31 protein-coding genes are annotated in these 26,658 nt (G+C 70.3%); 19 read left to right on the top strand and 12 right to left on the bottom strand.

Annotated elements, in window-relative coordinates; genetic code table 11:
• Positions 1-24: 24 nt before the first annotated feature.
• Together AVP41_RS05100 and AVP41_RS05095 are read left to right on the top strand one after the other, a co-directional pair.
• Positions 25-966, top strand: coding sequence for an ABC transporter ATP-binding protein (locus AVP41_RS05100; protein ID WP_067161625.1), 942 nt, complete (start codon positions 25-27; stop codon positions 964-966).
• The gene (locus tag AVP41_RS05095) at positions 963-1,754 is read left to right on the top strand and encodes an ABC transporter permease (RefSeq protein WP_067161621.1); all 792 of its coding nucleotides are present in this window, start codon (positions 963-965) and stop codon (positions 1,752-1,754) included. The genes AVP41_RS05100 and AVP41_RS05095 overlap by 4 nt, the downstream gene beginning before the upstream one ends.
• On the opposite strand, the gene AVP41_RS05090 is transcribed toward AVP41_RS05095, so the two are convergent.
• Positions 1,687-2,622, bottom strand: coding sequence for a hypothetical protein (locus AVP41_RS05090; RefSeq protein WP_067161618.1), 936 nt, complete (start codon positions 2,620-2,622; stop codon positions 1,687-1,689). The two genes, AVP41_RS05095 and AVP41_RS05090, sit on opposite strands and share 68 nt — an antisense overlap.
• Before the next feature lie 151 nt (positions 2,623-2,773).
• Positions 2,774-4,072, bottom strand: a complete 1,299-nt coding sequence (locus AVP41_RS05085; RefSeq protein WP_067161615.1) for a glycosyltransferase — start codon at positions 4,070-4,072, stop codon at positions 2,774-2,776.
• A gap of 49 nt (positions 4,073-4,121) precedes the next feature.
• Here AVP41_RS05085 and AVP41_RS05080 point away from each other — a divergent pair, with 49 nt between their 5' ends.
• From AVP41_RS05080 to AVP41_RS05060, 5 genes are read left to right on the top strand one after another with little or no spacing between them, the layout of a single operon-like run.
• A complete protein-coding gene (locus tag AVP41_RS05080) occupies positions 4,122-4,781 on the top strand; it encodes a TetR/AcrR family transcriptional regulator (protein ID WP_067161612.1) in 660 nt (219 codons plus the stop codon).
• 51 nt (positions 4,782-4,832) lie between these two features.
• Positions 4,833-5,489, top strand: a complete 657-nt coding sequence (locus tag AVP41_RS05075; RefSeq protein WP_067161609.1) for a hypothetical protein — start codon at positions 4,833-4,835, stop codon at positions 5,487-5,489.
• Positions 5,486-5,785 (top strand): transcriptional regulator, encoded by a 300-nt coding sequence (locus tag AVP41_RS05070; RefSeq protein ID WP_067161606.1) that lies wholly within the window; start codon positions 5,486-5,488, stop codon positions 5,783-5,785. Before AVP41_RS05075 ends, AVP41_RS05070 begins: the two co-directional genes overlap by 4 nt.
• Positions 5,782-6,672, top strand: a complete 891-nt coding sequence (locus tag AVP41_RS05065) for an ABC transporter ATP-binding protein (protein WP_067161603.1) — start codon at positions 5,782-5,784, stop codon at positions 6,670-6,672. The genes AVP41_RS05070 and AVP41_RS05065 overlap by 4 nt, the downstream gene beginning before the upstream one ends.
• Positions 6,672-7,424 carry an ABC transporter permease gene (locus tag AVP41_RS05060; RefSeq protein WP_067161600.1) on the top strand — a complete coding sequence of 251 codons (753 nt, stop codon included), beginning with the start codon at positions 6,672-6,674 and terminating at the stop codon, positions 7,422-7,424. Before AVP41_RS05065 ends, AVP41_RS05060 begins: the two co-directional genes overlap by 1 nt.
• Positions 7,425-7,484: 60 nt before the next feature.
• Here AVP41_RS05060 and AVP41_RS05055 read toward each other — a convergent pair whose 3' ends face one another.
• The 3 genes from AVP41_RS05055 to AVP41_RS05045 all read right to left on the bottom strand — a co-directional run bounded on the left by AVP41_RS05055 (position 7,485) and on the right by AVP41_RS05045 (position 8,906).
• Positions 7,485-7,847, bottom strand: a complete 363-nt coding sequence (locus AVP41_RS05055) for a RidA family protein (RefSeq protein ID WP_067162816.1) — start codon at positions 7,845-7,847, stop codon at positions 7,485-7,487.
• 122 nt (positions 7,848-7,969) lie between these two features.
• Positions 7,970-8,473 carry a hypothetical protein gene (locus AVP41_RS05050; RefSeq protein WP_067161597.1) on the bottom strand — a complete coding sequence of 168 codons (504 nt, stop codon included), beginning with the start codon at positions 8,471-8,473 and terminating at the stop codon, positions 7,970-7,972.
• A gap of 61 nt (positions 8,474-8,534) precedes the next feature.
• Entirely contained in the window at positions 8,535-8,906 is a 372-nt protein-coding gene (locus tag AVP41_RS05045; RefSeq protein ID WP_067161594.1) for a VOC family protein, read from the bottom strand.
• 75 nt (positions 8,907-8,981) lie between these two features.
• Here AVP41_RS05045 and AVP41_RS05040 point away from each other — a divergent pair, with 75 nt between their 5' ends.
• From AVP41_RS05040 to AVP41_RS05000, 9 genes are all read left to right on the top strand, one after another.
• Entirely contained in the window at positions 8,982-9,392 is a 411-nt protein-coding gene (locus AVP41_RS05040; protein ID WP_197464248.1) for a MarR family winged helix-turn-helix transcriptional regulator, read from the top strand.
• 20 nt (positions 9,393-9,412) lie between these two features.
• Positions 9,413-9,868, top strand: a complete 456-nt coding sequence (locus AVP41_RS05035; protein WP_067161591.1) for a DUF3817 domain-containing protein — start codon at positions 9,413-9,415, stop codon at positions 9,866-9,868.
• Between the two features lie 52 nt (positions 9,869-9,920).
• On the top strand, positions 9,921-10,310 hold the full coding sequence (locus AVP41_RS05030; RefSeq protein ID WP_067161588.1) for a DoxX family protein: 390 nt from the start codon (positions 9,921-9,923) through the stop codon (positions 10,308-10,310).
• Between the two features lie 107 nt (positions 10,311-10,417).
• Entirely contained in the window at positions 10,418-11,179 is a 762-nt protein-coding gene (locus AVP41_RS05025; protein WP_231902665.1) for a DUF1684 domain-containing protein, read from the top strand.
• 64 nt (positions 11,180-11,243) lie between these two features.
• Positions 11,244-12,758 carry an ABC transporter substrate-binding protein gene (locus tag AVP41_RS05020; RefSeq protein WP_067161582.1) on the top strand — a complete coding sequence of 505 codons (1,515 nt, stop codon included), beginning with the start codon at positions 11,244-11,246 and terminating at the stop codon, positions 12,756-12,758.
• 35 nt (positions 12,759-12,793) lie between these two features.
• A complete protein-coding gene (locus AVP41_RS05015; RefSeq protein WP_231902664.1) occupies positions 12,794-13,738 on the top strand; it encodes an ABC transporter permease in 945 nt (314 codons plus the stop codon).
• Complete coding sequence (locus tag AVP41_RS05010; protein WP_067161579.1) at positions 13,735-14,598, top strand: ABC transporter permease; 864 nt, start codon at positions 13,735-13,737, stop codon at positions 14,596-14,598. Before AVP41_RS05015 ends, AVP41_RS05010 begins: the two co-directional genes overlap by 4 nt.
• Complete coding sequence (locus tag AVP41_RS05005) at positions 14,595-15,440, top strand: ATP-binding cassette domain-containing protein (RefSeq protein ID WP_067161576.1); 846 nt, start codon at positions 14,595-14,597, stop codon at positions 15,438-15,440. Before AVP41_RS05010 ends, AVP41_RS05005 begins: the two co-directional genes overlap by 4 nt.
• On the top strand, positions 15,437-16,240 hold the full coding sequence (locus AVP41_RS05000) for an ABC transporter ATP-binding protein (RefSeq protein ID WP_082829017.1): 804 nt from the start codon (positions 15,437-15,439) through the stop codon (positions 16,238-16,240). The genes AVP41_RS05005 and AVP41_RS05000 overlap by 4 nt, the downstream gene beginning before the upstream one ends.
• A gap of 3 nt (positions 16,241-16,243) precedes the next feature.
• Here AVP41_RS05000 and AVP41_RS04995 read toward each other — a convergent pair whose 3' ends face one another.
• Both AVP41_RS04995 and AVP41_RS04990 read right to left on the bottom strand, forming a co-directional pair.
• Positions 16,244-17,362, bottom strand: a complete 1,119-nt coding sequence (locus AVP41_RS04995) for a class I SAM-dependent methyltransferase (RefSeq protein ID WP_067161573.1) — start codon at positions 17,360-17,362, stop codon at positions 16,244-16,246.
• Positions 17,359-18,693 (bottom strand): DUF4921 family protein, encoded by a 1,335-nt coding sequence (locus AVP41_RS04990; protein WP_067161570.1) that lies wholly within the window; start codon positions 18,691-18,693, stop codon positions 17,359-17,361. Before AVP41_RS04990 ends, AVP41_RS04995 begins: the two co-directional genes overlap by 4 nt.
• A 90-nt stretch (positions 18,694-18,783) precedes the next feature.
• On the opposite strand from AVP41_RS04990, the gene AVP41_RS04985 reads away from it, so the two are divergent.
• Positions 18,784-19,164 carry a DoxX family protein gene (locus AVP41_RS04985; RefSeq protein ID WP_067161568.1) on the top strand — a complete coding sequence of 127 codons (381 nt, stop codon included), beginning with the start codon at positions 18,784-18,786 and terminating at the stop codon, positions 19,162-19,164.
• 14 nt (positions 19,165-19,178) lie between these two features.
• On the opposite strand, the gene AVP41_RS04980 is transcribed toward AVP41_RS04985, so the two are convergent.
• The gene (locus AVP41_RS04980; protein WP_067161562.1) at positions 19,179-19,862 is read right to left on the bottom strand and encodes a response regulator; all 684 of its coding nucleotides are present in this window, start codon (positions 19,860-19,862) and stop codon (positions 19,179-19,181) included.
• Positions 19,859-21,550, bottom strand: a complete 1,692-nt coding sequence (locus tag AVP41_RS04975; protein WP_197464247.1) for a sensor histidine kinase — start codon at positions 21,548-21,550, stop codon at positions 19,859-19,861. Before AVP41_RS04975 ends, AVP41_RS04980 begins: the two co-directional genes overlap by 4 nt.
• Before the next feature lie 149 nt (positions 21,551-21,699).
• Here AVP41_RS04975 and AVP41_RS04970 point away from each other — a divergent pair, with 149 nt between their 5' ends.
• Complete coding sequence (locus AVP41_RS04970; protein ID WP_067161559.1) at positions 21,700-23,238, top strand: CitMHS family transporter; 1,539 nt, start codon at positions 21,700-21,702, stop codon at positions 23,236-23,238.
• 60 nt (positions 23,239-23,298) lie between these two features.
• Here AVP41_RS04970 and AVP41_RS04965 read toward each other — a convergent pair whose 3' ends face one another.
• Complete coding sequence (locus AVP41_RS04965) at positions 23,299-24,159, bottom strand: NYN domain-containing protein (RefSeq protein ID WP_067161556.1); 861 nt, start codon at positions 24,157-24,159, stop codon at positions 23,299-23,301.
• Between the two features lie 66 nt (positions 24,160-24,225).
• Between AVP41_RS04965 and AVP41_RS04960 the strand changes: the two genes are divergently transcribed.
• Entirely contained in the window at positions 24,226-24,591 is a 366-nt protein-coding gene (locus AVP41_RS04960) for a PLDc N-terminal domain-containing protein (protein WP_067161553.1), read from the top strand.
• Here AVP41_RS04960 and AVP41_RS04955 read toward each other — a convergent pair.
• Both AVP41_RS04955 and AVP41_RS04950 read right to left on the bottom strand, forming a co-directional pair.
• Positions 24,588-25,856 carry a sugar ABC transporter permease gene (locus AVP41_RS04955; protein WP_067161550.1) on the bottom strand — a complete coding sequence of 423 codons (1,269 nt, stop codon included), beginning with the start codon at positions 25,854-25,856 and terminating at the stop codon, positions 24,588-24,590. The two genes, AVP41_RS04960 and AVP41_RS04955, sit on opposite strands and share 4 nt — an antisense overlap.
• Positions 25,853-26,641 carry an ATP-binding cassette domain-containing protein gene (locus AVP41_RS04950; protein WP_067161546.1) on the bottom strand — a complete coding sequence of 263 codons (789 nt, stop codon included), beginning with the start codon at positions 26,639-26,641 and terminating at the stop codon, positions 25,853-25,855. The genes AVP41_RS04955 and AVP41_RS04950 overlap by 4 nt, the downstream gene beginning before the upstream one ends.
• Positions 26,642-26,658 lie beyond the last annotated feature (17 nt).

Here is a 26,658-nt window from a genome sequence, read left to right as displayed (position 1 = left end):
CGACCGGTATTTGAAAGGTGTTCCATGAACGATGTGCTGCAGATCCGCGGTCTGCGGAAGAGCTTCGGACGGGGCGGACGGGTGGTCCACGCGAACGCGGGTGTCGACCTCACGGTCGCGCCGGGACAGGTGGTGGGCCTCCTGGGCCACAACGGCGCCGGGAAGTCGACGCTCGTCAACCAGGTGGTGGGGCTCCTGCGCCCTGACTCCGGGACCGTCGTGGTCGATGGCGTCGACGCAATCGCCCGCCCCGCGCTGGCGCGGCGGATGGTGAGCGTTCAGGCCCAAGCGAACGTGCCCATCACCGGGCTCTCCCCGCGAACGGCGATCGAACTGGTCGGGCGGATGCGCGGAGGCGCGACCGGCGCGATGCGAGCGCGCGCGACCGAGCTCATCGACGCCCTCGACCTGGGCGACTGGGCGGCCACACCGTCGCAGAAGGTGTCCGGGGGAATCGCGCGTCTGACGGCGTTCGCGATGACGGCGATCGTCCCCGGGCGTCTCGTGGTGCTCGACGAGCCCACGAACGACGTCGATCCCGTGCGCCGGCGGCTGCTGTGGGGGGAGATCCGCCGACTGGCCGACGACGGGGCGGGCGTGCTGCTCGTCACGCACAACGTGCGGGAGGCAGAGCGGGTGGTGGACGATCTCGTGATCCTCGATCACGGTGTCGTCGTCGCGGCCGACTCCCCGGGGGCACTCGTGCGTTCGCGTGCCGGGCGCCTGGTGCTGGAGGTCGACCTCATCGCGGGGGTCGACCCCGGCTGGCTCGACGGAGACCATCCGGTGCTCCGGGGTGCCACGCACGCCTCGCTCGCCGTCTCGGCCGACCGCGCGGCCGAGATCGTCGCGTGGGCGACGGCGCGCGTCGCCGACGACCGCATCGAGCGCTACGCGCTCAGCCCCGCCTCGCTGGAAGACATCTATATCGATATCGTGTCGCAGCCCGAGGAGGTGGCGGCATGAGCGCCGGCGTCGCGAGCTCCGCGTCCCTCGCGGCCTCATCGGCGCCGGCCGGTGTGGCGTGGTGGCGGCAACTGGCTCTGCTCATGCAGTGGCAGGCGCGCAGGTCCCTCCACATGCTGCCGCTCCTCGTGCTCGTGCAACTGCTGCTCGCCGTGGCGACCGTGATCGGCTACGGGCTCCTGATCGGCGAGCCCGACCCGCTGTCAGGGCTGTACCTCGCCACCGGCGCACCCACGGCGGCCCTCATCATGGTGGGCCTCGTCATGACGCCGCAGTGGGTGAGCCAGGCGCGCACCGAGGGGAGCCTCGACTGGATGCGGACGTTGCCCATCTCCCGTGAGATCTACCTCTTCGCCGACCTTGCCGTCTGGTCGCTGATCGCCCTCCCGGGGATCTCGGCGGGGGTGGTCGCGGGGGCTCTGCGGTTCGACGTCGAGCTGGCACCGGCGTGGTGGCTCGTCGTGGTCGTGCTCCTGGTGTCGCTCACGGCAGCGTCCATCGGCTACGCGCTGGCCTGTCTCCTCCCGCCGACGGCCGCCCTGCTCATCAGCCAGGTTTTTGTCTTCCTCGTGATGCTCTTCACCCCCATCAGCTTCCCGGCCGATCGGATGCCGGCGTGGGCGCAGAGCATGCACGACTGGCTGCCGCTGCAATCGATGGCCGAGCTCATGCGTGGCGGGCTCGTGACGACCGACTTCCCGGTCTCCGGCCGCGCCTGGATCATGGTCGTCGCGTGGTGTGCCCTCTCCGTCGTGGGAGCGGGTCTGGCGCTGCGGCGGCGAGGCTGAACGCGCCGCCCCCGCGCCACGCCGAGCGCTGAGCGGGACGCAAAGGGTCCGCCACCCACCCCCGGGCATCGAGGTCGACGATGTCCGGGGGTGTGTGCTGCGAGGTCTCGATCGGGATCTGCTCCCCGGCGAGGTAATCCGCGAGGTGCAGGAAGCTCGAGTAGTGCGGGCCGAGGACGTACCCGGACGACGCGAGGAGGTACAGGTCGACGATCGCCGACTTCACTCCCGCCACGGTGTTGTACTCGCCTTTGTCGCCGAGGGCATGGACGTGCGGGATCTCTGCCCTCAGCGCCGTGACGACATCGGGGACGTCGCACGAGACGAAGAACGCGGTGTCCGGTTGCCGCGCCGCGATCTGCCGCATCCGCTCGACGAACCACGACACCGGAGAGGCCTCCTTCGTCTGCGGATGGGACACGGCGTGGGCGCGGATCTGGACTCCGACGTACGATCTGCCCCGCAGCTGTTCGTCGTAGAACACCCGCACGCGCTCGGCGATGTCGGCCGCCGGGGTGAGGTCTCGGAACTCCTCCCGCCACGATCGGAGACCGGCGGGAAGCCTCAGCTCGCCGCCGGTGCGGATCTGCCGCACCCGCCGGGCGCGCACGGCAGCCGGCGCGGCGGCGAGGTCGGCGGTCTCGTACGGATAGAGCTTTGCCAGCGCCCGGCTCACCGAGCGGGAGATCCTGGTGCCGCCGGCGAAGTCCCAGAGGTCGGTGAGCCGGGGCCCGAACAGCTTTCCGGTGGGCCAGACGTACAAGAGCTTCCGCCGTTCGTGTTCGGCGAGGACCTTCGCGCCGAGCACGACGCGCATGCGGTTGCCGAGGCCGCTGTCGGCTCCGTTGTAGGCGATCAGTGACCTCATCGTCGGTGTCATTCCCTCTCTGGCGGTGTCCGGTGAGGGAGGGACCGGATCGTGACGGTGGCCGGAAGGCCCGGCGGGCAGCGGTCCCCACCGCCGACCCGCCCATGGGTGCCGGCGCCCTAATCTCCCCCAGGGGGCGCCAGCACCCGGCTCAGGGGTGCTCGAGGGCGAGCAGGCGGTCCACTTCATCGCGCACCGCATCGTGCGGCCGAGAAGTGGCCATGGCGACAGCGACGATCGACGCCGCCGTGCGATAGCGGGGCTCGCCGAGCACGGCGACGACGGCCCGGCGGAGATCCGCAGGGGAGGGTCGCTCGGTCCGCAGGTCGATCCCGACGCCGAAGAATCGTACGCGCGCCGCCACCTCGGGCTTGTCCTCCGCGCCCGGGGCGACCACGAGGGGAACACCCTGCGCGAGGGCGGCGAGAACGGTGCCGTACCCGCCGTTGCTGACGACGGCGGCGGTGCGGGGAAGGAGGAGGTCGTAGGGGAGGTACTCCGCCGCTCTCGCATTCGCGGGGAGACGGCCGAGGTCCGCGACCGGCGTGCCGCCGGTGCTGAGAACGACGTGGATGTCGAGGTCGGCGAGCGCGTCAAGCGCAGGCCGGAGGAGCGTCGAGGTGTCGGCGTTCGCGAGCGTTCCCTGGGTCACATGCACGATCGGCTTGCCGTCGGACAGCTGGTCCCACCAGCCCGGCACCGGGATCGACGGCAGGGCGTGGGTCGGTCGCCCCACGAACCGCACACCGGGCGACAGATCGGTCAGGGGGTACTCGAACTCACCGGGCCCCAGCTGGAGCAGCCGATCGAATCTCGAGGTCAGGTCGAGGATGAACGGGAAGTCCCGGGGGAGCGGACGACCGGTCGCGCGCTCGAAGAGCCGGCGAGCCAGCCGCTGCGTATCGCGGAACGCGACCTTCGTCGCCATCGCGTTCAGCAGCCGGTTGCGGACGCGGCCGAGGGGAGTCCACGACGGCTGGAGGGCCATTCCCGGCGGGGCGGTGTCGATGCTCAGCTGGGCGAGCGGACCGATTCCCAGGCCGACCACGGGGACGCGTTCCGGTCGGGGTGTTGCGAGCAGGGGTGTTGCGCCGGCGAAGAGGTGATCGGTCATCACGAGGTCGGGGCGCAGGGTGGTCAGCAGCGCCTCCAGCGTCGCCCACTGGTCGGGGAGTGGATGGATGAAGGTGTGCTGCAGCTGATACTGCGACAGGGCGAGACCGCGATACCGGTGCCGATCCGGGAGATACGCGTCCAGGTCGCGCTCGTCGTAGTCCGCGCGGCCCCGGAGGGGTGCGAACTCGCACCCGGCGGCATCGACCCGTGCCGCGAACCGCGACCCCGTGGTCACCACGACGCGATGACCGTCGTCGACGAGGCCGCGGGCCACGGCGAGCACAGGGTCGACATGGCCGCGCAGGGGAGCGCACGCGAGCAGAACGGTGGACATCGGAGTGTCTCAATTCAGGTTGGAATCAGGTTCAAGTTAGAATTAGACCATGCCGCCCGGAGATTCGGAAGCCCGTCGTTCCTACGACGCTCGTGCACGACGCGCCCGCGCCCGCGACGACCGTGCGCGCACGCGGTCGCGCATCATCGAGGTGGCGCGCGATGCCTTCCTCACCGACGGGTACGGCGCCACCTCACTCAGCGCCGTCGCCGCCGGTGCGGGAGTGTCGGTGCAGACGATCTATCTCGCGGTGGGGTCCAAGGGTGAGCTCCTGCGTCAGGTGGTGCGTGACACGGTGCTGGCCGGTGAAGCCGTCGCGGCCGTCAGTGAGGCGTCGTGGGTCACGGAGCTCGCGGTCCAGACGGACCCGGCGGTGCAGATCGAGATCCTCGTCCGAGAGTCGGTGTCTCTCGCCGCCCGCGCCTACCCGATCTGGCGCGTGGTGGCGGAGGCGGCGACCCTCGATGCCGCTCTCCTGCCCGACCTGAAGGAGCTCGAGGATGGTCGTCATCGTGATCAGCGGGCGTTGGTGGGCCTGCTCCACGGGGTGGCCGTTCCGCTGGATCGGGCGGCGGACATCGTTCACGGAATCCTCAGTCCCGAACTCTGGCGCCTCTGGGGGATCGAGCGGGGGTGGCCGCGCGAGGAGGTGCAGGCCTTCGCGGTCGACGTGCTGGTTCACGCTCTGCATCGGCCCGGCCTGCGCTGAGGCATCGCTGTCGGCTTGACGCAAACTAGTTTGCAGTGCAAAGTAGTTTGCATGAGCGATGACGATACCTCCCTCGACCCGGCGCAGATGTTCGAGGTCATGCAGTCGACGCGTCGCCGGACGCACAGTCGCCTGACCCGCATGTACTCGACGCTCCTGTTCGTCTGGGCGGCGGCCTGGCTGTTCGGGTTCGGTGCCCTCATGCTGGGGGACGGGATCGGCGGTGCGCCGGTGCTCCCCGCCCCCGTGGCCTGGACCGTATTCGGCTCACTCATCGCCGCCGCGATCGTGTGGTCGATCGTGGCGGGACTCCGCAGCGCCGCATCGGGCATCTCGGGCAGATCGCAGCTCCAAGGGGCCCTCTACGGCTACTCCTGGATGATCGCGATGATCGGCGGATGGCTGCTCCTCATGGGCCTGCAGAAGTCGGGGCTGTCACCGGAGACCACCAACCTGCTGTACCCGGCGCTGTTCGTGCTCCTGGTCGGCGTGCTCTACCTCGCGGGTGGGGCCCTCTGGCGCTCGCCGGCGCAATACGTGCTGGGGATCGCCCTCATCGCCGTCGTGGTCGTCGCCACTTTCGTCGGCAGTCCCTGGCACTACCTGATCTACGCGACGGCCGGGCCGCTCGCGATGTCCGTCGTGGCCGTCATGCTCCTCGGCGGCATCATCCCCGCGGAGCCGCGGTCGGGTGGAGACGCGGCATGACCGAGCTCGATCCCGTCATCCACACGCCGGCGCGTCTGCGGATCATGACGGCCCTCAACGAAGCGCTCGAAGACGGCGACGAGATCGCCTTCCCCGCCCTGCAGAAGCTGCTGGACATGACCGCGGGAAACCTCACCAGTCATCTCGCGAAGCTCGAAGACGCCGGCTACATCGTGGTGGCGAAGACCTTCGCGGGACGGAAGCCGGTGACCCGCGTCGCGATGACACCCGCGGGCCGCGGGGCGTTCCGCGCCTATCGCACCGCTTTGCTCGACATCCTCGGAGGATCCCGATGAACCCCCTCGTTCGTACCGCGTCGCTCACCAAACGATATGGCGACCGGGTCGCCCTCGACGGAGTGACCCTGGAGGTCGGCGCGGGGGAGAGCGTCGGGCTGCTCGGGCCCAACGGCGCCGGGAAGACGACGCTCCTGAGTCTCATCGAGGGACTGCGTCTGCCAACGTCCGGAGAGGTCCGCCTGTTCGGCGGAGATCCTCGCGATCCGGGCTCGCGCACGCGGCTCGGGTCCACTCCGCAGGCGACAGCGCTCCCCGATGCTCTCCGTGTGGGGGAAGTGATCGACCTCGTCGCCGCACACTATCCGTCCCCGTCGTCGCGAGAGCGGATCGTCGCCGAGTTCGGGCTCGAGGATCTCGTCCGCCGCCCCTGTGGGGCACTCTCCGGAGGTCAGCAGCGGCGGGTGGCGGTCGCCCTCGCCTTCGTCGGCGATCCCGCGCTGGTGCTGCTCGACGAGCCGACCACCGGGCTCGACGTCGACGGCCGGCGAGCCCTCTGGGACGCGGTGCGGGCGCGCCATGCCGCCGGGTGCGCGATCGTCGTGACCAGTCATCACCTCGAGGAGATCGAACAGCTCGCCCAGCGCGTGGTCGTGATCGATCACGGGGTCGTGCGGGCTGACGACACCTTGTCCGCGATCGTCGAGGGGGTCTCCCGGCGGCGCGTCACACTGACGGGCGTCGACCGCACCACGGCCCAGTCGCTGGATCCCGAGGCCGTCATCACCGCAGAGGGCGAACAGGTGACGGCACTCGTCGCCGACGCGGACGCGTTCGTGCGGGCGCTCGTCCAGGCGGGCGCGCCGTTCCGCGACCTCGCCGTCCGTGGCGCCAGCCTCGAAGAAGCATTCCTCGCGCTCACCGCGACCCCGGAAGGAACCCGCTGATGTCCACGCTCGCCCTCTCCGCCGTCTACACGAAGTACAACCTCATCGAGACCGCTCGTGTGCCGATCGCGGTGATCGGCTCGGTGGTCTTCCCCACGCTCGCCTTCTGCATGTTCGTGTTGCCTCAGGGCGTGGTGACGGCCGATCCGACGTTCGCGACGGCCGCAGTGGCCTCGATGGTGGTGTTCGCCTTCATGGCGTCGGGCCTCTTCTCGATCGGCCTGGAGCTGTCCGAGCAGCGCTCCAAGCCCTGGGCGCCGTACCTGCGCACGCTTCCCGGCGCGGCGGCCGCGCGACCGATCGGGTTGATCGCGGCGACGCTCGTCATCTCGCTCGCCGCCATGATCCCGCTTCTCGTCGTCGGAGGGCTGTTCACGGCCGCCCGCCCGGGCCTGGTACCGATGCTCGCCGCGATCGGCCTCGTCGTGCTCACCGCCGTGCCGTCCATGCTCGTCGGTGTGGTGATCGGCACCGCGTGTGGGCCGAAGGCGGCTATCGCGGTGACGCAGGTCGCCATGTTCCTGCTCGCCTTCGGCGGGGGCCTCTTCCTGCCGCCGATGCTCTTCCCAGAGTGGCTCGATGCGGCGTCCCGCGTGCTGCCGGTGCGGCAGGCGCGCGAGATCGTGCTGGCCGCGGCCCTCGGCGACGAGATGCCGGTGTGGGCCGTGATCGGGATCGTTGCATGGACGCTGGCGCTGGGGCTGACCGCGGCATGGCTGTCGCGCCGCGACGAGGGTCGACGCTTCCGCTGAGCTGGCCTGGCGGCCGTGCGGCGACGCCGCGAGCCTCCTCGAGAGCGTCCCTCGGAGGTTTCAGGGAGCCGCCGGACGGTACGCGACGGCGTCCAGCTGGAATCTCAGGCCGCGGTGCGCGAACGCGGTCTGGATCGACTTGCGGGCGGGGTAGCCGCCGTGGAATCGCTCGCGGAACGCCGCCTCCATGACCGGGATATCCCAGATGTCTGCGAAGAGCGCGTCGACCTTCACGACGTCGGAGAGAGAAAGGCCGATGGAGAGCAGGCGTGCTTCGAGCGCATCGAGAGCGCCGTGGACCTGCTGGCTCGTTGACCCGTCGGTGTTGCCGACGCAGTACGACACGAAGACCATGCCGCCCGCTTCCACGACCCCTGCGTGCGCCCAGTGCTCGTCGATGTCCGATCGATGGATGGCCGTCATGTCGCACACCATACGGCGTCGACGGGGCGGAGACGGCGGCGTTGCGCCGTGTCAATCGTCCGACGCCACGGTGGTCACCCGTGTGCGGGATCCGCACGCGGGCCGAGGCGTGCGACAGGGACTCAATGGGCGAAGACGATGTACAGCGCGAACACGCCCCACACGACCGTGATGCTGACGGGGATGAACATGTCGAGCTTGAGTCGCGTCTGCCTCATCGTCCGAAAACGCTGCCCCGCCGGCATCGGGATCTGCGACGCCACGCGAGCGCGCAGCGGCCGGCCCCGCCAGAGATTGGCGTAGGCGCGCTCTGACAGACGGCTGTCATCGGACCCGTCGCGGAGATCGCCGGTCGAGGTGAAGCGTGACCCGAGATCGAACTTGTGAAAGTCGACGATCGCACATCGCGCGAAGATGACGGGGAAGAAGGCGTACCACGTGGTGACCATCGCGAGGACGAGGACCGTGAAGAAGGGCAGTTTGTCACCCACGCCGAGCAGGATCGCGCCGACCGCCAGATAGAGCGACTGCGCGGACATCGACAGCCCGCGGTACGACTGCACGTTCGCCTCGTAGGTCGACCATTGGCTGTCGGGGCTGATGTGTCCCTGGTTCTGCTCGAGCATGCCTCCGAGCCTATGCAGTCACGCCCGCACCGGCGGGGAGGCTCTCGCGTCGTCTGCGGCGTCAGCTCCAGGAGGGGAGCTGTTGCAGCGTCCACGTGTTGCCGTCGGGATCGGAGAAGCGGACGAAGCGCCCCCACTCCTGGTCGTCGATGCCGTCGACCTCGACGCCGGCATCGCGTAGCTGCGCGAGCGCGGCGTCGGCGTCGGGAACGACGACCTGGATGCTGTCTTGCGTGCCCGGAGCCATCGACAGGCCGAGCCCCTCGCCGATCGCGATCGAGCAGGCCGATCCGGGTGGGGTGAGTTGCACGAAGCGGAGGTCGGGCGACGGGCGGTGGTCGTGGTCGGCGTGGAACCCGATGCGCACGTAGAAGTCCTTTGCTCGGTCTACGTCGGTCACCGGGACGAAAATGAGCTCGATCTTCCAGTCCATCGGGGTCTCCTTCTCTGACAAAGTCACGGTACGCCGGGCCTCGGACATCGCGGCCGGATCGTTAGCATGGTGCCTATGACCGACGATTCGCCGCGCTTCAGTCCCGTCATCGCGCTCCTCGCGGTGTCGGCGATGTGGGAGGGGCAGTTGTCCGCCGTGCTGAGGGACCTCGGCATCACCACGCGCAAGTTCGGCCTGCTGGGGCACATCTACGCCGAGCCCGGGATCTCGTTCTCGGAACTGGCGCGCCGTTCCCACATCACGGTGCAGTCGGCGCACACGGCGGTGCGCTCGCTCGTCGACGAGGGGCTGGTGCAGGACGCCACCGCTCACGCGGGAGCGGCGAGCGATCTGAACGTCACTCCGAAGGGTGCCCGCGTGCTGCAGGAAGCGCGCGAGCGCCTGGCCGAGCTCGACGGGGCCCTCTCGCAGCGCCTGCCGAAGGTGGCGGAGTCGCTTGACGGCATCCGCGCCGGGATCGTCTAGCCTTCAGGTATGCTGAAGGCGTGTTCCGTACGCCTCTCTCCGCCTTTCGTCTGCTCGCGTTCGCCGAAGCCGTCACCTGGACCCTTCTCATCTCCGCGCTGATCCTGCGCGCCACCGCCGGCTGGGCGCCGGCCGTCACGGTCGCCGGGGGCATCCACGGGTTCGTCTTCCTCTCCTATGGGGCCACCGCGATCCTCGTTGCGCTCAACAGTCGCTGGCCGGTCGGAAGCGCGGCGCTCGCGATCGTCTCGGCGGTGATCCCGTATGCGACGATCCCGGTCGAGCGGTGGCTCGTGCGTCGCGGCCGGCTCGACGGCCGGTGGCGGACGGGGGAGGAGGACGGCGACGCCCGCTGGTACGACGGGCCGCTGCGCTGGTTCCTCCGACGGCCCTGGGTGCTCGTGCTGCTGATCGCCGCGGCGGTCACGGCGCTGTTCGTCGTCCTGCTGGTCGTGGGGCCTCCCGGAGGCAAATGAGCGTGGAGGCGAGTGATCGGGTGGACGTGATGGCGCGCGGTAGCGTGTCGGGATGATCCGCCACGGCGCCCGCATCCTCCTCGCCCTCGTGTTGCTGGTCGCGGGCGCGGCTCACCTCTCGACCCTCCGGAGAGGGTTCCGGATCGTGGTCCCCGACTGGGCTGCTCGCGTGCTGCACACCGACAAAGACACGATCGTCGTGGTGTCCGGGGTGGTCGAAATCCTGCTCGGGGCTGGTCTCGTGCTGCTGCCCCGCGAGTCTCGCCGTATGGGGGCAGCGGTGGCGGCCTTCTTCGTCGCGGTCTTCCCCGGGAATGTCCACCAGTGGCAACGGGGGACGTCCGCTCCCGGACTCGACACCGACGGGCGGCGCCTGGCCCGACTCTTCCTGCAGCCGGTCCTCGTGGCGTGGGCCCTGTGGTCCACGCGGTCCGCGCGCTGACCCCGGTCGCCCACGAGGCGCGCACGACCTCGATCGGGAGATCCATTCAGGTGAAACAGACCGCAACGGAATTTCTCGCGCGCGCACGCGTTTGATTGCCTGTCATGGTGAGTGTGAATGCAACCGGGTCCGATGAGCTCCGAGCGGCCGAAGCCGACTACCGCGCGTGGTCGGAGGCGCGCCGCGCCGCGGTGACCGGACCCCACGGGGCTCTCGCCCTCGTGCTCACGCACTGGTCGGAGCCCGGTGCCGAGCCGGTGCCGGAGGCTGTCGCCCGGGAAGGTCACCCCGACACGGTGCTGTTCTCGCGTCTCGAGCGCGCCGACATCGACACCGGTCTGCCGCAGCAGGGGTATCGCATCTGGCGACAGGACTCGCCCGCCGCGACCGCGTTCGAAGAGATCGAGCGATACCCGTACGACCCCGCCTGGGTGATCGACGGGCGGTTCGAGCTGGTCGACGAGGACCGCGTCGTCCCCTTCGAGCACATTCGCGACGCCGGAGCCACGCGGAGCCTGCCGGTCTCCGGGGACCTCGTGTTCGAGTGGGAGGGCACGCAGTACCGCCTCGCCGCGTTCGACACCGTCTCGGGAGGCACGGCCAAGCTGCAGCTCGTCTTCGGAGACCGGACCAACGGCTCGGAGACGTACGGCGCTGGCCGGTTCCTGTTCCTCGACCGCCCGGCGGTCGGCCATGAGGCGGGGGAGCGGAGCACGCCCGTCACCGTCGACTTCAATCGCGCGACGGTGCCGCCCTGCGGCTTTTCGTCGCAGATGAACTGCCCCCTCCCACCCGCGCAGAACCGGCTGCCGTTCCCGGTGCACGCGGGCGAGAAGCGCGTGCGGTTCGCCGACGGCTTCTCCCTCTGACCCACCCGCGTCCGGCGGACCGCACCCCGCCGCGTCGACCCTCACCCACAGCAAAGGACCTGACGTGACCTCACGCCGCCTCACCCGTTTCCTCACGGCCGCCGCCGCAGCCACCGCCGGGCTGCTCGTGCTCGCCGGCTGCGCCGCAGGCACCCCGACCCCGAGCGGCAGTGCCGCGGCCGACCCGACGGCCGAGATCGTCGTCGGATCGCAGAACGAGCCCACGAACCTCGACCAGATCTTCGGCGGATCCTCGGGGGTGACGGAGGTCTTCACCGGCAACGTCTACGAGGGGCTCTTCCGCATCACCGACGACGCGACCGTCGAACCTCTCCTGGCCGCCGAGACGGCCGTCTCGGATGACGGCCTGGTCTACACGTTCACGTTGCAGGACGCGACCTTCCACTCCGGCAAGACGCTGACCGCCGACGACGTCAAGTACAGCCTCGACCGGTTCGTCGGAGACGACTCGATCGCCGCCCGCAAGCGCCAGCTCAGCGTGATCGACCACGTGGACGTCGTGGACCCGAAGACGGTCGCGGTCACCCTGTCGCAGCCGTCGATCAGCTTCACGTACAACCTCGGCTACGTGTGGATCGTCAACTCCGAGGCGGGGGACCTGACCACCTCGGCCGACGGTACCGGTCCGTACACCCTCGCCGACTACCGCAAGGGCGACTCGATCACCCTCGACGTGAACGCCGATTACTGGGGAGAGGCGCCGGCCAACGGCGGGGTGGTCTACCAGTACTACGCCGACCCCACGGCGCTCGACAACGCGCTGCGCACCGGCGCCGTCGACCTCGTCACGAGCCAGTCGAACCCCGACAGCCTCGCGGAGTTCGAGGCCTCCGGCTTCCAGATCATCGAGGGCACCTCGACGACGAAGGAGCTGCTCGCCTTCAACGACCGGAATGCGCCGTTCGACGAGGTCGCCGTGCGCAAGGCGGTCTACTCCGCGATCGACCGCGCGAAGCTCCTGGACGCGATCTGGGACGGCCGGGGCGAGCTCATCGGATCGATGGTCCCGCCGTCCGAGCCGTGGTACCTCGACCTCGCCGACAACAACCCCTACGACCCCGAGCTGTCGAAGAAGCTCCTGGCCGAGGCGGGGTACGCCGACGGGTTCACGTTCACGATCGACACTCCCGACTCGGGGGTCCACTCCACCGTCGCCGAGTTCCTGAAGTCGGAGCTCGCGAAGGTGGGCATCACGGTGGAGATCAACATCATCACCGACGACGAGTGGTACCAGAAGGTGTATACCGACACCGACTTCGAGGCGACCCTGCAGGGCCACGTCAACGACCGCGACATCAACTTCTACGGCAACCCCGACTTCTACTGGGGCTACGACAACGCCGACGTGCAGAAGTGGCTGAGCGAGTCCGAGGCCGCCGGCAGCGTCGAGGAGCAGACGGAGCTCATCAAGAAGGCCAACCAGCAGATCTCCGACGACGCGGCCAGTGTGTGGCTCTACCTCAACCCGCAGCTGCGCATCGCCGCCGAGGGCATCTCCGGTGTGCCGCAGAATGGACTGAACTCGCTGTTCTACGTGTACGACATCACCAAGGCATAGCAATCACTCGGTATCTCCTTCGACGAACAGGATTGTTGCTGCTGGCGTTCGCGCTGGCGGTGACGATCCTGTTCGTCGTCCTCCGCGTGCTCGGCAACCCGGTGTTCGCCCTCATCTCGGTGGGGGCGACCGACGCGGAGGTCGCCGCCGCGGCCGCGCGGCTCGGCGTCGACCGCCCGCTGCCGGAGCAGTTCGTCTCGTACCTCGGCCAGCTCGCCTCGTTCGACCTCGGCCAGTCGTTCACCAACCATCTGTCGGTGGGCGACGAGATCATCCGCCGGCTCAACGTCACCCTCCCGCTCACCCTCCTCTCCTTCGCCCTGTCGGTGCTGATCGCGATCCCGGTGGGGTTCTTCGCGGCGTGGAAGTCCCGCACCTGGTACGGCACCGCCTTCTCGGCCATGACGCAGCTCGGGGGAGCGATCCCGGTCTTCTGGGTCGGGATCCTGCTCGTCTCGGTGCTCTCCCTCGGCTGGCGGCTGTTCCCCGCGGGCGGATTCCCGCGCACCGACTGGGAGGACCCCGGAGCCGCTCTCTACGCTCTCGCCCTCCCCGTGCTCACGATCGCCCTGGTCGCCGGCAGCGACCTGGCCCGCTATGTCCGCAGCGCCACGCTCGACGTGCTGGGGCAGCAGTACCTCCGGGCGGCGCGTGCCACCGGCCAGAGCTTCGGCACCGCGATGTGGCGCCATGGCGTGCGCAACGGCGTCGTGCCGCTGATCTCGGTCCTCGCGATCCAGCTGTCGACGACGTTCGTGGGTGCCGTCATCATCGAGCGCGTCTTCGCGCTCCCGGGCCTCGGAGACATGCTCCTGGTCGGGATCAAGGAGCAGGACTTCCCCAGCATCCAGGGCGTCCTCCTGTTCTCGACCGCTCTCGTGCTCCTCCTCGGCTTCGCGGCCGACATCACGCAGCGCCTCATCGACCCGCGACTGCGCGACTCCCTCTCCGGCAATCGGCGAACGCGGGCGCGCGCATGACCGCCGCCCTGCTTCCCGCGGCGCCCGCGGTGCGCTCCCGTCCGCGTCGTCGGCGCTCGGTCAACCTCTTCGTCGGCGGAGTGCTGTTCGGCCTCATCGCCGTCGTCGGTCTGGTGTCCTTCTTCTGGACGCCCTACGCCCCCGACGACACGGCGGGGGGCCGACTACAACCGCCCTCCGCCGAGCACTGGATCGGGACGGATCGCCTCGGTCGCGATCTGTTCACCCAGCTGATGATCGGCGCCCGTCTCGCCCTCGCCGTCGGCTTCGGCTCGGTCGTCATCGCGGCGGTCGTCGGGATCGCGCTCGGGCTGCTCGCCGCGGTCGCGCGCCGGTGGGTCGACGACGCCCTGTCCAGCCTGCTGGACATCGCGATCGCCTTTCCCACGCTGCTGCTGGCCATGCTGATCGTGGCCTGGCGCGGTGCCTCGCTGGAGTCGGCCATCCTGGCGATCGGACTGGCCGGGGCCGCGGTGATCGCGCGTCTGACCCGGGTGACGGCCACCCGCGTGCTCGCGCAGGAGTACGTGACCGCCGCCCGCACCTCCGGCACGGGAACGTTCGGGATCGTCCGCGACCATGTGCTCCGCAACGTCTGGCCGACCCTCATCGTGCCGTTGGCGCTGCAGTTCGGCGGGGCCGTGGGGGCCGAGGCCTCCCTCTCCTACCTCGGACTCGGCTCGCCGCCCCCCAACGCCTCGTGGGGCCGCATGCTTCAGGAGGCGCAGAGCACCGTCCTCATCGCTCCGACCGCTGCCATCGTCCCGGGCGTGCTCCTGGTCGCCCTCATCGTCGGCATGAACCTCCTCGCCGACGGCATCCGGGACATCGCCGACCCCACGACGAGGAGCATCGGATGACCGCCGCGCTGGAGATCGCCGGCCTCTCGGTGCGATCGAGTCTCGACGCGGGCACCCCGCTCGTCCACCGCGTCGATCTCACCGCCCTGCCCGGGGAGCGGATCGGCATCGTCGGCGAGTCGGGGTCGGGAAAGTCCCTCACCGCCCTCGCGGTGCTCGGGCTCCTGCCCTATCCGCTGACGGCGGTGGGCTCGGTGCGATTGACGGTCGCAGACGAAGCCGTCGAGGTGATCGGCACCCGCTCCCGCCACCTCGATCGGGTGCGGGGCGCGGTCGTCGGGGCGGTCTTCCAAGAGCCGCTGGTCTCACTGGATCCGCTCATGCGGGTGGGGGCGCAACTCGCCTGGCCGCTGCGGCGCCACCGCGGGCTGCGCGGCGAACAGCTCCGCCGTGCCGTCCTCGATACGCTCGCCGACGTGCAGCTGACCGATCCCGAGCGGATCGCGCGCTCGCTCATCCACGAGATCTCCGGTGGTCAGCGCCAGCGCGTGGCGATCGCCGTGGCCCTCGCGGCGGGGCCGCGGATCCTCATCGCCGACGAGCCCACCACCGCCCTCGACGTCACGGTCCAGGCGGGCATCCTCGAGCTCCTCGACCGCGAGGTCCGTGAGCGCGGGATGACGCTGCTGTTCATCAGCCACGACCTTCCGGTCATCGCGGGCATCGCCGATCGTGTGCTCGTGCTCCGGCACGGGCGACAGGTCGAGCTCGATACGACCGCGCGCATCCTCCACGCGCCGAGCGACCCCTACACGGAACGGCTCGTGGCGGCCTCCCGGCGCCTCGACGACCTGCTTCCGCCCCTCGGTACAGGCCTCGGCGCAGAGGGGTCCCCGTCATGACCACGACCGCCGCCGCGCCGCCGGTGCTCCTCGGCGCCGAAGGGATCTCGGTCGCCTACGGCTCCCGCCCCGTGCTCTCGGACGTGTCGCTGTCGGTCTCTCCGGGAGACAGCCTGGGGCTCGTGGGGGAATCCGGCGCGGGCAAGACGACGGTGCTCCGCGCCCTCCTTGGCCTCCTCCCCCCGACGACCGGGACGGTGAGGTTCGCGGGCGAGGCGCTCAGCGCCGACGGACGTCGCGTCGCGTCGCGCCCCACTCGACGCGCGTTCCGTCGCGCGGTGCAGCCGGTCTTCCAAGACCCGTACTCCTCGCTCGATCCGCGGATGACGATCGGACGCTCGATCGCCGAGCCGCTGCGTTCCCTGGGTGTCCGCGGCGACCATCGCGCTCGCGTGGCGGAGCTGCTCGCGGCGGTCGAGTTGCCCGCGGACGCGGCCGATCGTTACCCGGAGGCCTTCTCCGGCGGTCAACGCCAGCGCATCGCGATCGCGAGGGCGCTGGCGCCCCGGCCGCGGATCCTGCTGGCCGACGAGCCGGTGAGTGCCCTCGACACGTCGGTGCGGATGCAGGTGATCGAGCTCCTCCAGCGTCTCGCGCACGACCAGGGCATCGGGTTCCTGCTCGTCTCCCACGACCTCACCATCGTCGCCGCCCTCTGCGACCGCATGGCCGTGCTCGAGTCGGGGCGCATCGTGGAGGAAGGTCCCACGGGGCGTGTCCTCACCGCTCCCGCTCATCCCTACACGCGGCGGCTGCGCTCTTCCGTGCCGCGCCTGCCGACTCGTTCCGCAGGCGAGTGACGCTCAGTGGCGCGTCGAGACCGTGACGGTGAACTTCGCGTTGCGGGCGACCTGTCGGGTGGGCCCCACCAGCCGTTCCAGCGCGCTCCGGTAGCGCAGCGACGAGTTCCACACGCACCACAGCTCGCCACCGGGGCGGAGAACGCGTGCGGCGTCGGCGAACAGTCGCGGGGCCAGGCGGTCGGTCACGGCGGCGCCGGAATGGAACGGCGGGTTGAGGGCGATGAACGACGCCGAAGCGTCGGGCCGGGCGTCCAATCCGTCAGCGCGCTCCACGCGCACGCGATCGTCGACGCCGTTGGCGGCCGCCGTCGCTCGTGCCGAGGCCACCGCGGCCGCGGACTGGTCGCAGGCGTAGACGCGCGCCGACGGGTGGCGCAGCGCCAGCGTGGCGGCCACCACGCCGTTCCCACAGGCGAGGTCGATGAGCGGGTCATCGACCGATCCGCCGTCGACCGCCTCGGGAAGGTGCTCCCGCAGCAGCCGTGTGCCGATGTCGATGCGTGCGCCGGCGAAGACCCCGCCGAAGGCGCACAGCGTCAGTCCGTCGACCTCCGCCGTCGCGGGAAGGGGATCCCGGCCGCGGGTCGGCGTTCGGGCGACCAGCACGCGCGCCTTCTGCCGCGCGTGGGTCACATCGACCCGGCCGAACGACTCTCGCAGCACGTCGTTCATGGCGGGGGACATGTGCTTCACTCGGCCCCCCGCGAACACCGTGACCTCGGGTGCCGCGTGCGCGGCGACGAGGCCGGCGATGTCGCGCAGAGCGTCCAGGGTGCGGGGAAGGCGCACCAGCACGACCCGAGCGTCGCGCACGAGGTCGGCGGTCAGCGCATGGGAGGTGAACGCGCCGGCGCCGCCGAGGCGAGACGCGTTGGCCATCAGAGCCCGCTCGCCCGTCAGCGCGTCCTGGTGGGCGCGGACCTCGGTCGCCCCGTCATGGACGGCAGCGAGGGTGAGTGCTCCGTACGCGTCGCCGATGACGGCGAGCTCGCCGCGACGAAGGACGGCGCGGGCGTCGTGCGACTCGTCGATCAGGAGCCGGTCCGCGGCGTCGGCGGCCACGAGATCGGGCGCCTCCACATCGGGCCACCGGCGGAGGGAGGAGAAGGGAAAGCTCACTCGGCCTCTTCCGCGCCCGCGGTCGCCGGGATCGGCGCCGTCACCGGCTCGCTGTAGCGCAGACGGGCGTCCTCCGCCGTGCATTCCTCCCCGATCCGGAGGTCGGGGGCGATCGAGCCGTCGTGACGCAACGGGATCAACGCCTCCACCGCCCGTCGACGCAGCTCCCACGGGTCGATGGTGTTGACGTACACCTTGGTGCCGCCTTCGAAACCGGCGGGGTTGGAGATGCGCCACTTCAACACGACGCGCCACGGCATCGGCCACGGCGCCTCGGGCGGGCGGTAGTGCCACTCCTCGTTCGTCGGCACGTGCACGCCTGTCGCCGCGTGGAGGGCATGGACGAGGTCCGACATGCCGCGGATCTCCGCTGCGGAGTGCTCCTGCGGCAGATTGGCGGGCGAACGGGAGTACACCTCGAACGCGGGGTAGCGGTGCCCGACGCCCGCGAAGGCGACCGCGTGGTCGTTCGCCGCGACGATCAGCCCCTCCTCGACGGCGAGGTCCGCGATCCGGTGCTGATAGAGCTCGCGATCGGCCGCGAGCATGCGGAGCTCGCGGTCGACCTGTGGTCCGTGCTCGTCGATGGCGACCAACTGCTTGTGCAGGTGGTCGAAGGAGGCTCCGGCCGGGCGGAGCCAGTTCTGGAAGACGGCGACGTACGCGGCGTGAGGCTGCGAGGCCTGGATCTCGGCGAGGGAGCGGACGGTGAAGGCGAAATAGGCCGCGTGCTCGTCAGGGGTCAGCCGCCCCGACGAGACGAGGTCGTCGTCGGTCTCGGCGCCGTCGGCCACGTGGCGCCGGGCGACGATCACGTCGTGCGAGCCGCCGAGCAGATCGAGAGTCGCCTCTTCCAGAGACTGCGGGATGCCCGACGCTGCCGAGCGGATGGCGGCGAGCTTCTCGAGATGGGCGCGCCCGATGGGGCTCGACAGATACTCCTGGGCCCACTCGATGATCGCCGACGGCTGCCGGAACCCGTGGTTCTCGCGCCAGTACTCGGCCGAGACGATCTCGAACAGGTTCCCGAACCGGCGGAACTCGGCCACGGTGTCGTCGACCTCGTCCGCCGGGACACGGCGCCGCTCGACGAAGGCGGGCCCGACCAGACGCGACTTCTCGGGGGTGGTCTCCAGGTACCGGTCGACGCAGAACGCGCACAGGCGTCGCTCCTCGCCGGGGGCGAGCCGCCGGGGGTCGTCGCGCGGCGGCGACAGGGGCCGGTGAGCACGCCCGGGCACCGTCCACACCCGGGTTCCGGTGAGGGGGCCGACCTGTTTGACGGTGCCGTCCGGCATCCGCACGATCGCTGTCCGCGCCCCATCGCTCACCCCTCCAGCCTACTCAGCGGCCGTCGATACGGGAGCGCTCCCGCCCGCCGGCCCCGTCCCGCCACCCGCGCGACGGGGCATACTCGGGGGATGAAGACTCTTGCCCGCACGGTTCTGGCCGCAGGCATGGTGTTCGCGGGCCTCAGCCATCTGTTCTGGGCGCGGCGCGAGTTCCAGGCTCAGGTACCGGACCTCGTCACCGACGTCCTTCCCATCGACAAGGACGGCGTGGTCGTCGCGTCGGGGGCGGTGGAGATCATGCTCGGGGCAGCCCTCATCGCGCTCCCGCGCGAGCGTCGCCGCGTGGGAGCCCTTTTGGCGACGTTCTTCGTGGCGATCTTTCCCGGCAACATCGCGCAGGCGGTCGGAAAGCGGCGCGGCTTCGGGCTCGACAGCGATCGCGCTCGCCTTGTGCGCCTCCTGTTCCAGCCTGTTCTCGTGGCCTGGGCGCTCTGGTCCACGCGGGACTGACGACGCAGCGCCGATCAGCGCCGAGGGCCGCCGCGAGTGAGCCCCGGGTCGACGACGGAGTACCGATGCTCGGGCCGGCCGGTCGCCCCGTAGCGCAGCCGCACGTCGACCACGCCGCGCGCCGCCAGCGCCGACAGGTGGCGCTGGGCGGTCGCCCTCGACACGCCGGCGCGTTCCGCGATCTCCGACGCCGAGGACTCCGCGTCCCCGAGAGCCTCCAACACGACGTTCTCCGTGGCCGACCGTGACACCGTCGCGGACTCCGCACCGGCGTGGAGGATCCCGAGGGCGCGCTGGATGTCGTCCGGCGACAGGCTCCGCTCTGTGTTCAGGACGTTGCGGAAGCGGAGGTAGCGCTCCAGTAGATCGCTGAGGGCGCGGGCCTCGAAGGGCTTCGGAAGGAAGGTGAGCGCGCCGGCGCGCAGGGCACGTCGTACCGTCGGGGCGTCGGTGGCGGCCGACAGGACGATCGTGTCGATGTCGACGCCACGGGCGAAGGCGATGCCGTCGCCGTCGGGAAGGAAGACGTCGATCAGGAGCAGATCGAATCGCTCTCCGCGGAGGGCGTCCGCTGCGTCGGCCAGCGTGCGCGCGGGCTCGGCGACGACGAAGCCCGGTCGCGCGGCCACGATGTCGCGATGGAGGCCCGCGACGCGGAAGTCGTCGTCGACGATGAGCACACGGACGGGAGAGGTCATGGGAGGTCGTCCTTTCCTGACGGCGCGGTGGGGGACAGGGAGCCGTCCCCCGCATCGGAGGCGGCAGCGCGGGCGGGGCCGGTGCCGAGCACGTCCACGAGTCGCGCGCCGAACACCGCACCGGATCCGTCGCCCCCCGCCTCGATCAGCCACACGTCGCCACCGCCCCGGCGGGCGAGCTCGCGGGAGAGGGGGAGCCCGACGCCGAGACCGTGAACGCGGTCGGTCTCGGGCGCATCCAGCCGGGGGCGCCGCGCGAACAGGTCGACGTCTCGCGCGACCCCGTATCCGGAGTCGGCGACCGTCAGCACGAGATCGGCGCCGTCGCCGTAACACCCGATCTCCACGCGGCGCGGCTCCGGACCCTCCACGGCGGCGCGCACGGCGTTGTGCACCAGGTTGCCGAGGACCGCGGCGACATCCTCCGGTTCTCGCACCGGCGACAGCAGCAGCGAGTCGGCGGTGACGGCGATGCGCACCCCGCGTTCCCCGGCCTCGAGTGCCTGGGCGCCGATGAGGGCGTGCAGGAGCGCGTCTCCGATCTCGTCGAGGTTCTCCACGGCGTAGTCGACGGGTCCTCGTTGCCGCTGTTCGGAGAGGAAGTCGCGCGCCTCCTCGACGCGACCGGCGTCGAGGAGGCCCGCCGCCACGTGCATCCGGTTGGCGAACTCGTGCCGTTGCACGCGGAGCGCCCCGGTCATCGCGCGTACTGTCTCCAGCCTCTCCGTCAGCGCCACGAGATCGGTGCGGTCGCGCACGATCAACACGGTGCCGAGCTCGCGGCCGGCATGCCGCACGGGTTGCGCGTCGACGTAGAGCACCCGGTTCCCCGCGACCACCCCGTCTCCTGCGGTGCCGTCGCGAACGGCGGCCAGCACGACGGGGCCCACACCGAGCTCGGAGAGGGAGCGGCCCTCGGGGGCGGGCAGCTCGAGGAGGCGGCGGGCGGTCTCGTTCGACACGCGCACCGTGCCCGACTCGTCGAGGGCGATGACCCCGTCGCCGACACCGTCCAGCACGGCGGCCTGGTTCTGGACGAGGGTCACGAGCTCCTCCGGTTGGAGCCCCAGGGTCAGCCGTTCCCACCGGCGGCGCAGGAGCACGGCGGCCAGAGCTCCCAGGGCAAGGGCGGCGGCCGCGGCTGCGGTGATCCCACCGATGAGGGCGGGCAGGTCGTCGAAGACGCTGGCGGGCTCGAAGCCGACGCTCACCTCACCCACCGGCCGACCGCCGTCCGGCGGCAGGATCGGCACCTTGGCCCGCGCCGAGACGCCGAGGGTGCCCTGCTCCCACGTGACGACCTCATGGCCGGCGAGGACATCGCGGAAGTCGGTGCTCACGCGCTGGCCGAGGAGCAACGGGTCGGGGTGGGCGAGACGGATCCCGTCATCGTCGGCGATCACGACGAACAGCGTTCCCGTACGGCTCGTCACCGCCTGAGCGAGCCGCTGCAGCTCTCCGCCGCGCAGTCGTTCGGGCGACGGCGGCTCGGGGTCGGCGCTGATGCGCGCCACCTCGGCACGCACCTGGGGATCGACGGCGACGGTACGGGCGATGTTCAGCGCGGAGTTCTCGGCTTCCTCGCGCAACTGTTGGACACCGAGGAGCGCGAACACCGCGGTGCACACGGCGACAACGGCCACGACGGTCACCCCCAGCAGCAGCACGGCACGTGTCGCGAACCTCATGTCCACCTCCCAGGTGAGCATAATGCGCGTAACCCGCGGATCGCGCAGAAGTCTCGCAATGAGAGATAGCGCGCGGCGGGGCCGGGATGTCCCTAGATTTCACGGGATCCGGTCCACGACGTCGGTGGATCGCAGACGAAGGAGTCGAGATGTCCCTCATCCCCGCCGTGCTGACGGCAGCTGCCGCCGAAGACGGCTACGACCTCGCGTTCACGCCGTCCGACGGCGTGCTGGTGCTGCTCGGGTTCACGATGGTGCTCACCTTCATGGCGCTCATCATGACGAGGCGGCTGACACCCATGGTCGCCCTCATCGTCGTCCCGACGATCTTCGGCCTCTTCGCCGGGGCGGGTCTCGGCATCGGCGACATGGTGATCGACGCCATCAAGTCGATGGCGCCGACGGCGGCGCTCCTCATGTTCGCGATCATGTACTTCGGCATCATGATCGACGTCGGACTGTTCGATCCGCTCATCCGCGTCATCACCCGCGTCCTGGGGGACGACCCCGCCAAGGTCGTCCTCGGGACGGCGATCCTCGCCGGAGCCGTCTCGCTGGACGGCGATGGATCGACGACGTTCATCATCACCACCTCGGCGATGCTGCCGATCTACCTGCGACTGGGGATGAGCCCCGTCGTGCTCACCTGCGTCGCAGGTCTCATGAACGGCACACTCAACATCGTCCCGTGGGGAGGCCCCACGGTGCGCGCCGCCTCCGCCCTCGGACTGCAGCCCACCGACATCTTCGTGCCGATGCTCCCGTCGCTGGCCACGGGGCTCGTGATCGCGCTGGCGTTCGCCTGGTTCCTGGGGCTCGGGGAGCGCCGCCGCCTCGGCGGCTCGATCGACACCAGCCGAATGGACGGGGAACGGCGCGAGGGGCTGTTCGCCGCACCGCGCATCGTCCGCGGCGCCGAGCCCAAGCCGGGCGCCGCCGCGACGCTGCGCACGGGCAATGTCGTCACGGTGCGGGGAGCTCGCGCGGCTGTCGCAGCGGCAGAGCTGGTCTCGGCCACCGACACCGCGATGGCCGACACGATGCTCGACCCGAACCGTCCCACTCTGCGACCGAAGCTGATCTGGTTCAATCTGGCGCTCACCCTCGCGGTGATGGTGCTGCTCGTGCTCGACCTCTTCCCGCTCGCGATCGTCTTCATGGTGGGCGCCGCCATCGCGCTGATCGTGAACTTCCCGAAGCTCAAGGGACAAGCCGACGAGATCGTGGCCCATGCGCCCTCGATCGTCGGCGTCGTCTCGATGGTGCTGGCGGCGGGGGTGCTGGTGGGAGTCCTGAACGGCACCGGCATGGTCACGGCGATGGCCTCGTGGATCACCTCGGTGATCCCGGCCTCCCTCGGACCGTTCCTCGCCGTGATCACCGGGGTGCTCTCGATCCCGTTCACGTTCTTCATGTCCAACGACGCGTTCTACTTCGGGATCCTGCCGGTGCTGGCCGAGAGCGCTGCGCACTTCGGCATCGAACCGGTGGAGATGGCCCGCGCATCGATCACGGGGCAGCCTGTGCACCTGCAGAGCCCGCTCGTGCCGGCGATCCTGCTGCTCGTATCGCTCGCGAACGTCAACCTCGGCGACCACCACAAGAAGGTGCTGTGGCGGGCGACGGTGGTCTCCCTCGCCATGCTCGCGGTCGGTGTGCTGGTGGGAGTCATCCCGTTCGCAGCCTGAGCGTCGCTCAGAGGGGAGCCGGGGCGGTCACCTGCTCCGGCTCCCCTCCGGTGTCGGCGGTCAGCGGTCGGCGACCAGCCGGACGCGCACGATGTTGGTCGACTCGTCGAGCTCGGCGACCTTCGGGTGCGCACCGACGAAGTCGGAGAACGATCGGTGCCCGAGCGCCTTCTCGCTGAAGGAGGGGTCCATGCGCTTGATGAGGTTCTTCACCGCCGACAGGTGCACCCACTCGTCGTCCGTGCGCTCCTGCTCCAGTCGCAGGGCACGGGCCAGCAGATCGCCGGCCGCATCGACGGTCGCGCGCTTGCGGCGCACGGGGGCGGCGTCGGCCTTCTTCTCGGGCTCTTCGGGAAGCTGGACGCCGGGGAGCGTGTCGTAGGCGTCGAACTGATCGCACGCGGCCGCGAGCGACTTGGCCGTCGAGCCCGCCACGCCGACGCCGACGACGATCCGCCCGAGACGCTTGCAGCGCTGGGCGAGCGGGACGTAGTCGCTGTCGCCCGCGACGATCACGACGTGCGTCAGGTCGGGCAGGCGGAACATGTCCTCCACGGTGTCGACGGCGAGGCGGATGTCGGCGCCGTTCTTGGCGTAGGCGGCGGCAGGGAACAACTGGACGAGGTCGACCGCCCGGGCCACGAGCTGCGACCGGTAGACGGCGTTGACGGGGGAGGACCAGTCCGCATACGCACGGGTGAGCACGAGCGTGCCGAACGAGGCGGCGTAGTCGATGATGGCGCCGACGTCGATCGTCGCGTCTTTGAGGCGGGCGGCGACCTCCGGCTCCGAGGGATCGTCGGCGATCCGCTGCCGGTCGCGAGCGTAGGCGTTTCGGCCGTGCACACGGTCGTACCAGCTCATCACGATGTTGTCGAAGTCCAAGTACACGGCCACGCGCGGGTTCTGCGGATCAGGCATGTCACCAGTGTGTCAGGGCGCTCGGGGAGATGCGCGCCGTCACCGCACTCTCATAGACTCACGCCCATGCCCTACGTCTTCTCCCTGCTCGTGCTGGTGGGAATGGTCTTCGCCGTGGTGGACATCATCCTGCGCGACGAGGGCCAGGTGCGTCACCTTCCCAAGATCGTGTGGCTCTTCCTCGTGATCCTCCTGCCGCTGCTGGGGACCATCCTGTGGTTCGCCATCGGGCGGGAGTATGCCGAGCGGCAGGCACCGCGGCCCCCGCAGTTCGCCCCGTGGGCGAGTGAACCGGCGCCTCCGGCAACTGCGCCCCGCGACACGCGGACGATCGAGCAGCAGCTTGCCGACCTCGAACGGGAGATCGAGGAGGATCGGCTGCGTGCCGAGATCGCGCGTCGCAGGGCGCAGCAGCAGGGAACCGCGGACTAACTCCGGACGTTCCCTCCCCGCAGTCGCGAGATCGCGTCCACCGTGGCGGCGAGGATCAGCACCCCGCCGGTGACCAGCAGGTTGATCCCGGCGTCGAGCCGCAGGAGCCCCAGTCCGTTGATGATCATCGCGATCACGAGGGCGCCGATCGCCGCATGCACGAGACGTCCCCGTCCGCCGAAGAGGCTGACGCCTCCGACGACGGCGGCCGCGACGCCCGACAGGACGATGTCGCGTCCGGCGGCACCGTCGACGGATCCGATCCGGGCTTGCGCGAACAGGCCGGCCATGACGGCAAGGCCCGAGCAGATCACGAAGCACCACCACTTGATGAGACGTACCTTGATGCCGGCGCGGCGGGCGGCCTCGGCGTTGCCGCCGATCGCGTAGACGTAACGCCCGAACCGGGTGCGGTCGAGCAGGAACGTCCCCGCCCATAGGATCACCAGGACCACCGGGACGATGATCGGCACGCCCTCGATCGGGATCACCGACTGCGAGCGGTTGAGGTTCAGGACCGCGACGGCGGCGCCCCCGACGAGCGCGATGACGACGAGCTTGATCCACACGAGCGAGACCGGCCGGTTGGGAACGCCGGCACGCGTGCGGCGACGGCGGTCCCACACGGAGGTCGCCCCCGAGACAGCGAGCATGATGGCGAGCATCACCCAGCCTCCCCACACGGGAAGCCGTCCGTTCTGGAGGGCGATCACCTCGGGCGCATTGATGGGATAGAGTCCGCCGGCGCCGATGATGAGCAGCGCCAGTCCCTGGTAGCCGAGGAAGAGGCCCAGGGTCACCACGAACGACGGGATCCCCACCCGCGCGACGAGGAACCCGATGAGCGCTCCGGTGGCCAGGCCCACGGCGAAGCCCGTCGCGAGCGCGAGCGGCCACGGGACGCCGCCCTTGACGTTGAGCACGACGAAGGTGGCCATCGCGACACCGCCGGTGACGCCGGCGGACAGATCGATCTCCCCGAGAAGGAGCACGAACACGAGCGCCATGCCGAGCACCACGAGGGCAGCCGACTGGTTCATCAGGTTCGCGAAGTTGACGGGGGTGAGGAAGTACGGATTGAGGATCCCGAACAGGACCGTGAGGAAGAGGAGCCCCGCGATCGCCGGAAGGGCGCCCATCTCGCCGCCGCGGACGCGCTGCCACCAGGCGCTGACCTGGTCGCCGAGGCCGCCTTCGACCCCGCTGCCGATCAGGTCGCTGGCCACGGGGTCGGGTGCCGCTGCGGTGCGCTGACTGGTGGTCATGCCTCTCCTCCGATCTTGATGGTGCTGGTGCCGATCAGCTCGACCCCCGCGGGCACCTTCGTGCCGGTGATGTAGCCGACGATGTCGTCGCGCGTGGTCTCGGCGGTCGGCACCTGAGCGACCATCTGGCCGAGGTAGAGCACCGCGATGTCGTCGGCGACGGCGAAGACGTCGGCGAGATTGTGGCTGATGAGCACGACCGCGACCCCCTGCTCGCTGAGCCGGCTGACGAGGTTCAGGACCTGCTCGGTCTGGGCCACCCCGAGGGCCGCGGTGGGTTCGTCCAGGATCACCACGCGGGCCTTCTTGAGCACGGCGCGGGCGATCGCGACCGTCTGCCGTTGCCCGCCCGAGAGCGAGGACACCTTCTGCCGCACCGACTTGACGGTGCGGACCGAGAGCGAGCGGAGCGTGTCGGAGGCCTCGCGCTCCATCCGGCCCTCGTCGAAGGTTCCCGCGGAGAGCTCCTCGCGGCCGAGGAACATGTTCTGGACGATGTCGAGGTTGTCGCACAGGGCGAGGTCCTGGTACACGACCTCGATGCCGAGCGCCGCCGCGTCGCGGGGGGTGTGGAGCGTGGCGGGGGAGCCGTCGAAGAGCACCTCGCCGTCGTCGTAGGGCTGGACGCCGGCCAGGCCCTTGATGAGCGTGGACTTCCCGGCGCCGTTGTCTCCCACGAGGGCGGTCACCTTGCCGGGCATGACGACGAGGTCGACGCCCTTCAGGACGCTCACGGGGCCGAAGGACTTCTTCACCCCGCGCAGTCTGATGATCGGTTCTGTCATGTCTCGCTTCCTTGCGA

This window comes from Microbacterium sp. TNHR37B, assembly GCF_001620065.1.
GTDB lineage: Bacteria > Actinomycetota > Actinomycetes > Actinomycetales > Microbacteriaceae > Microbacterium.
The sequence above is the reverse complement of the archived record's forward strand: the minus strand, read 5'-3'. Positions and strand labels throughout refer to the sequence as shown.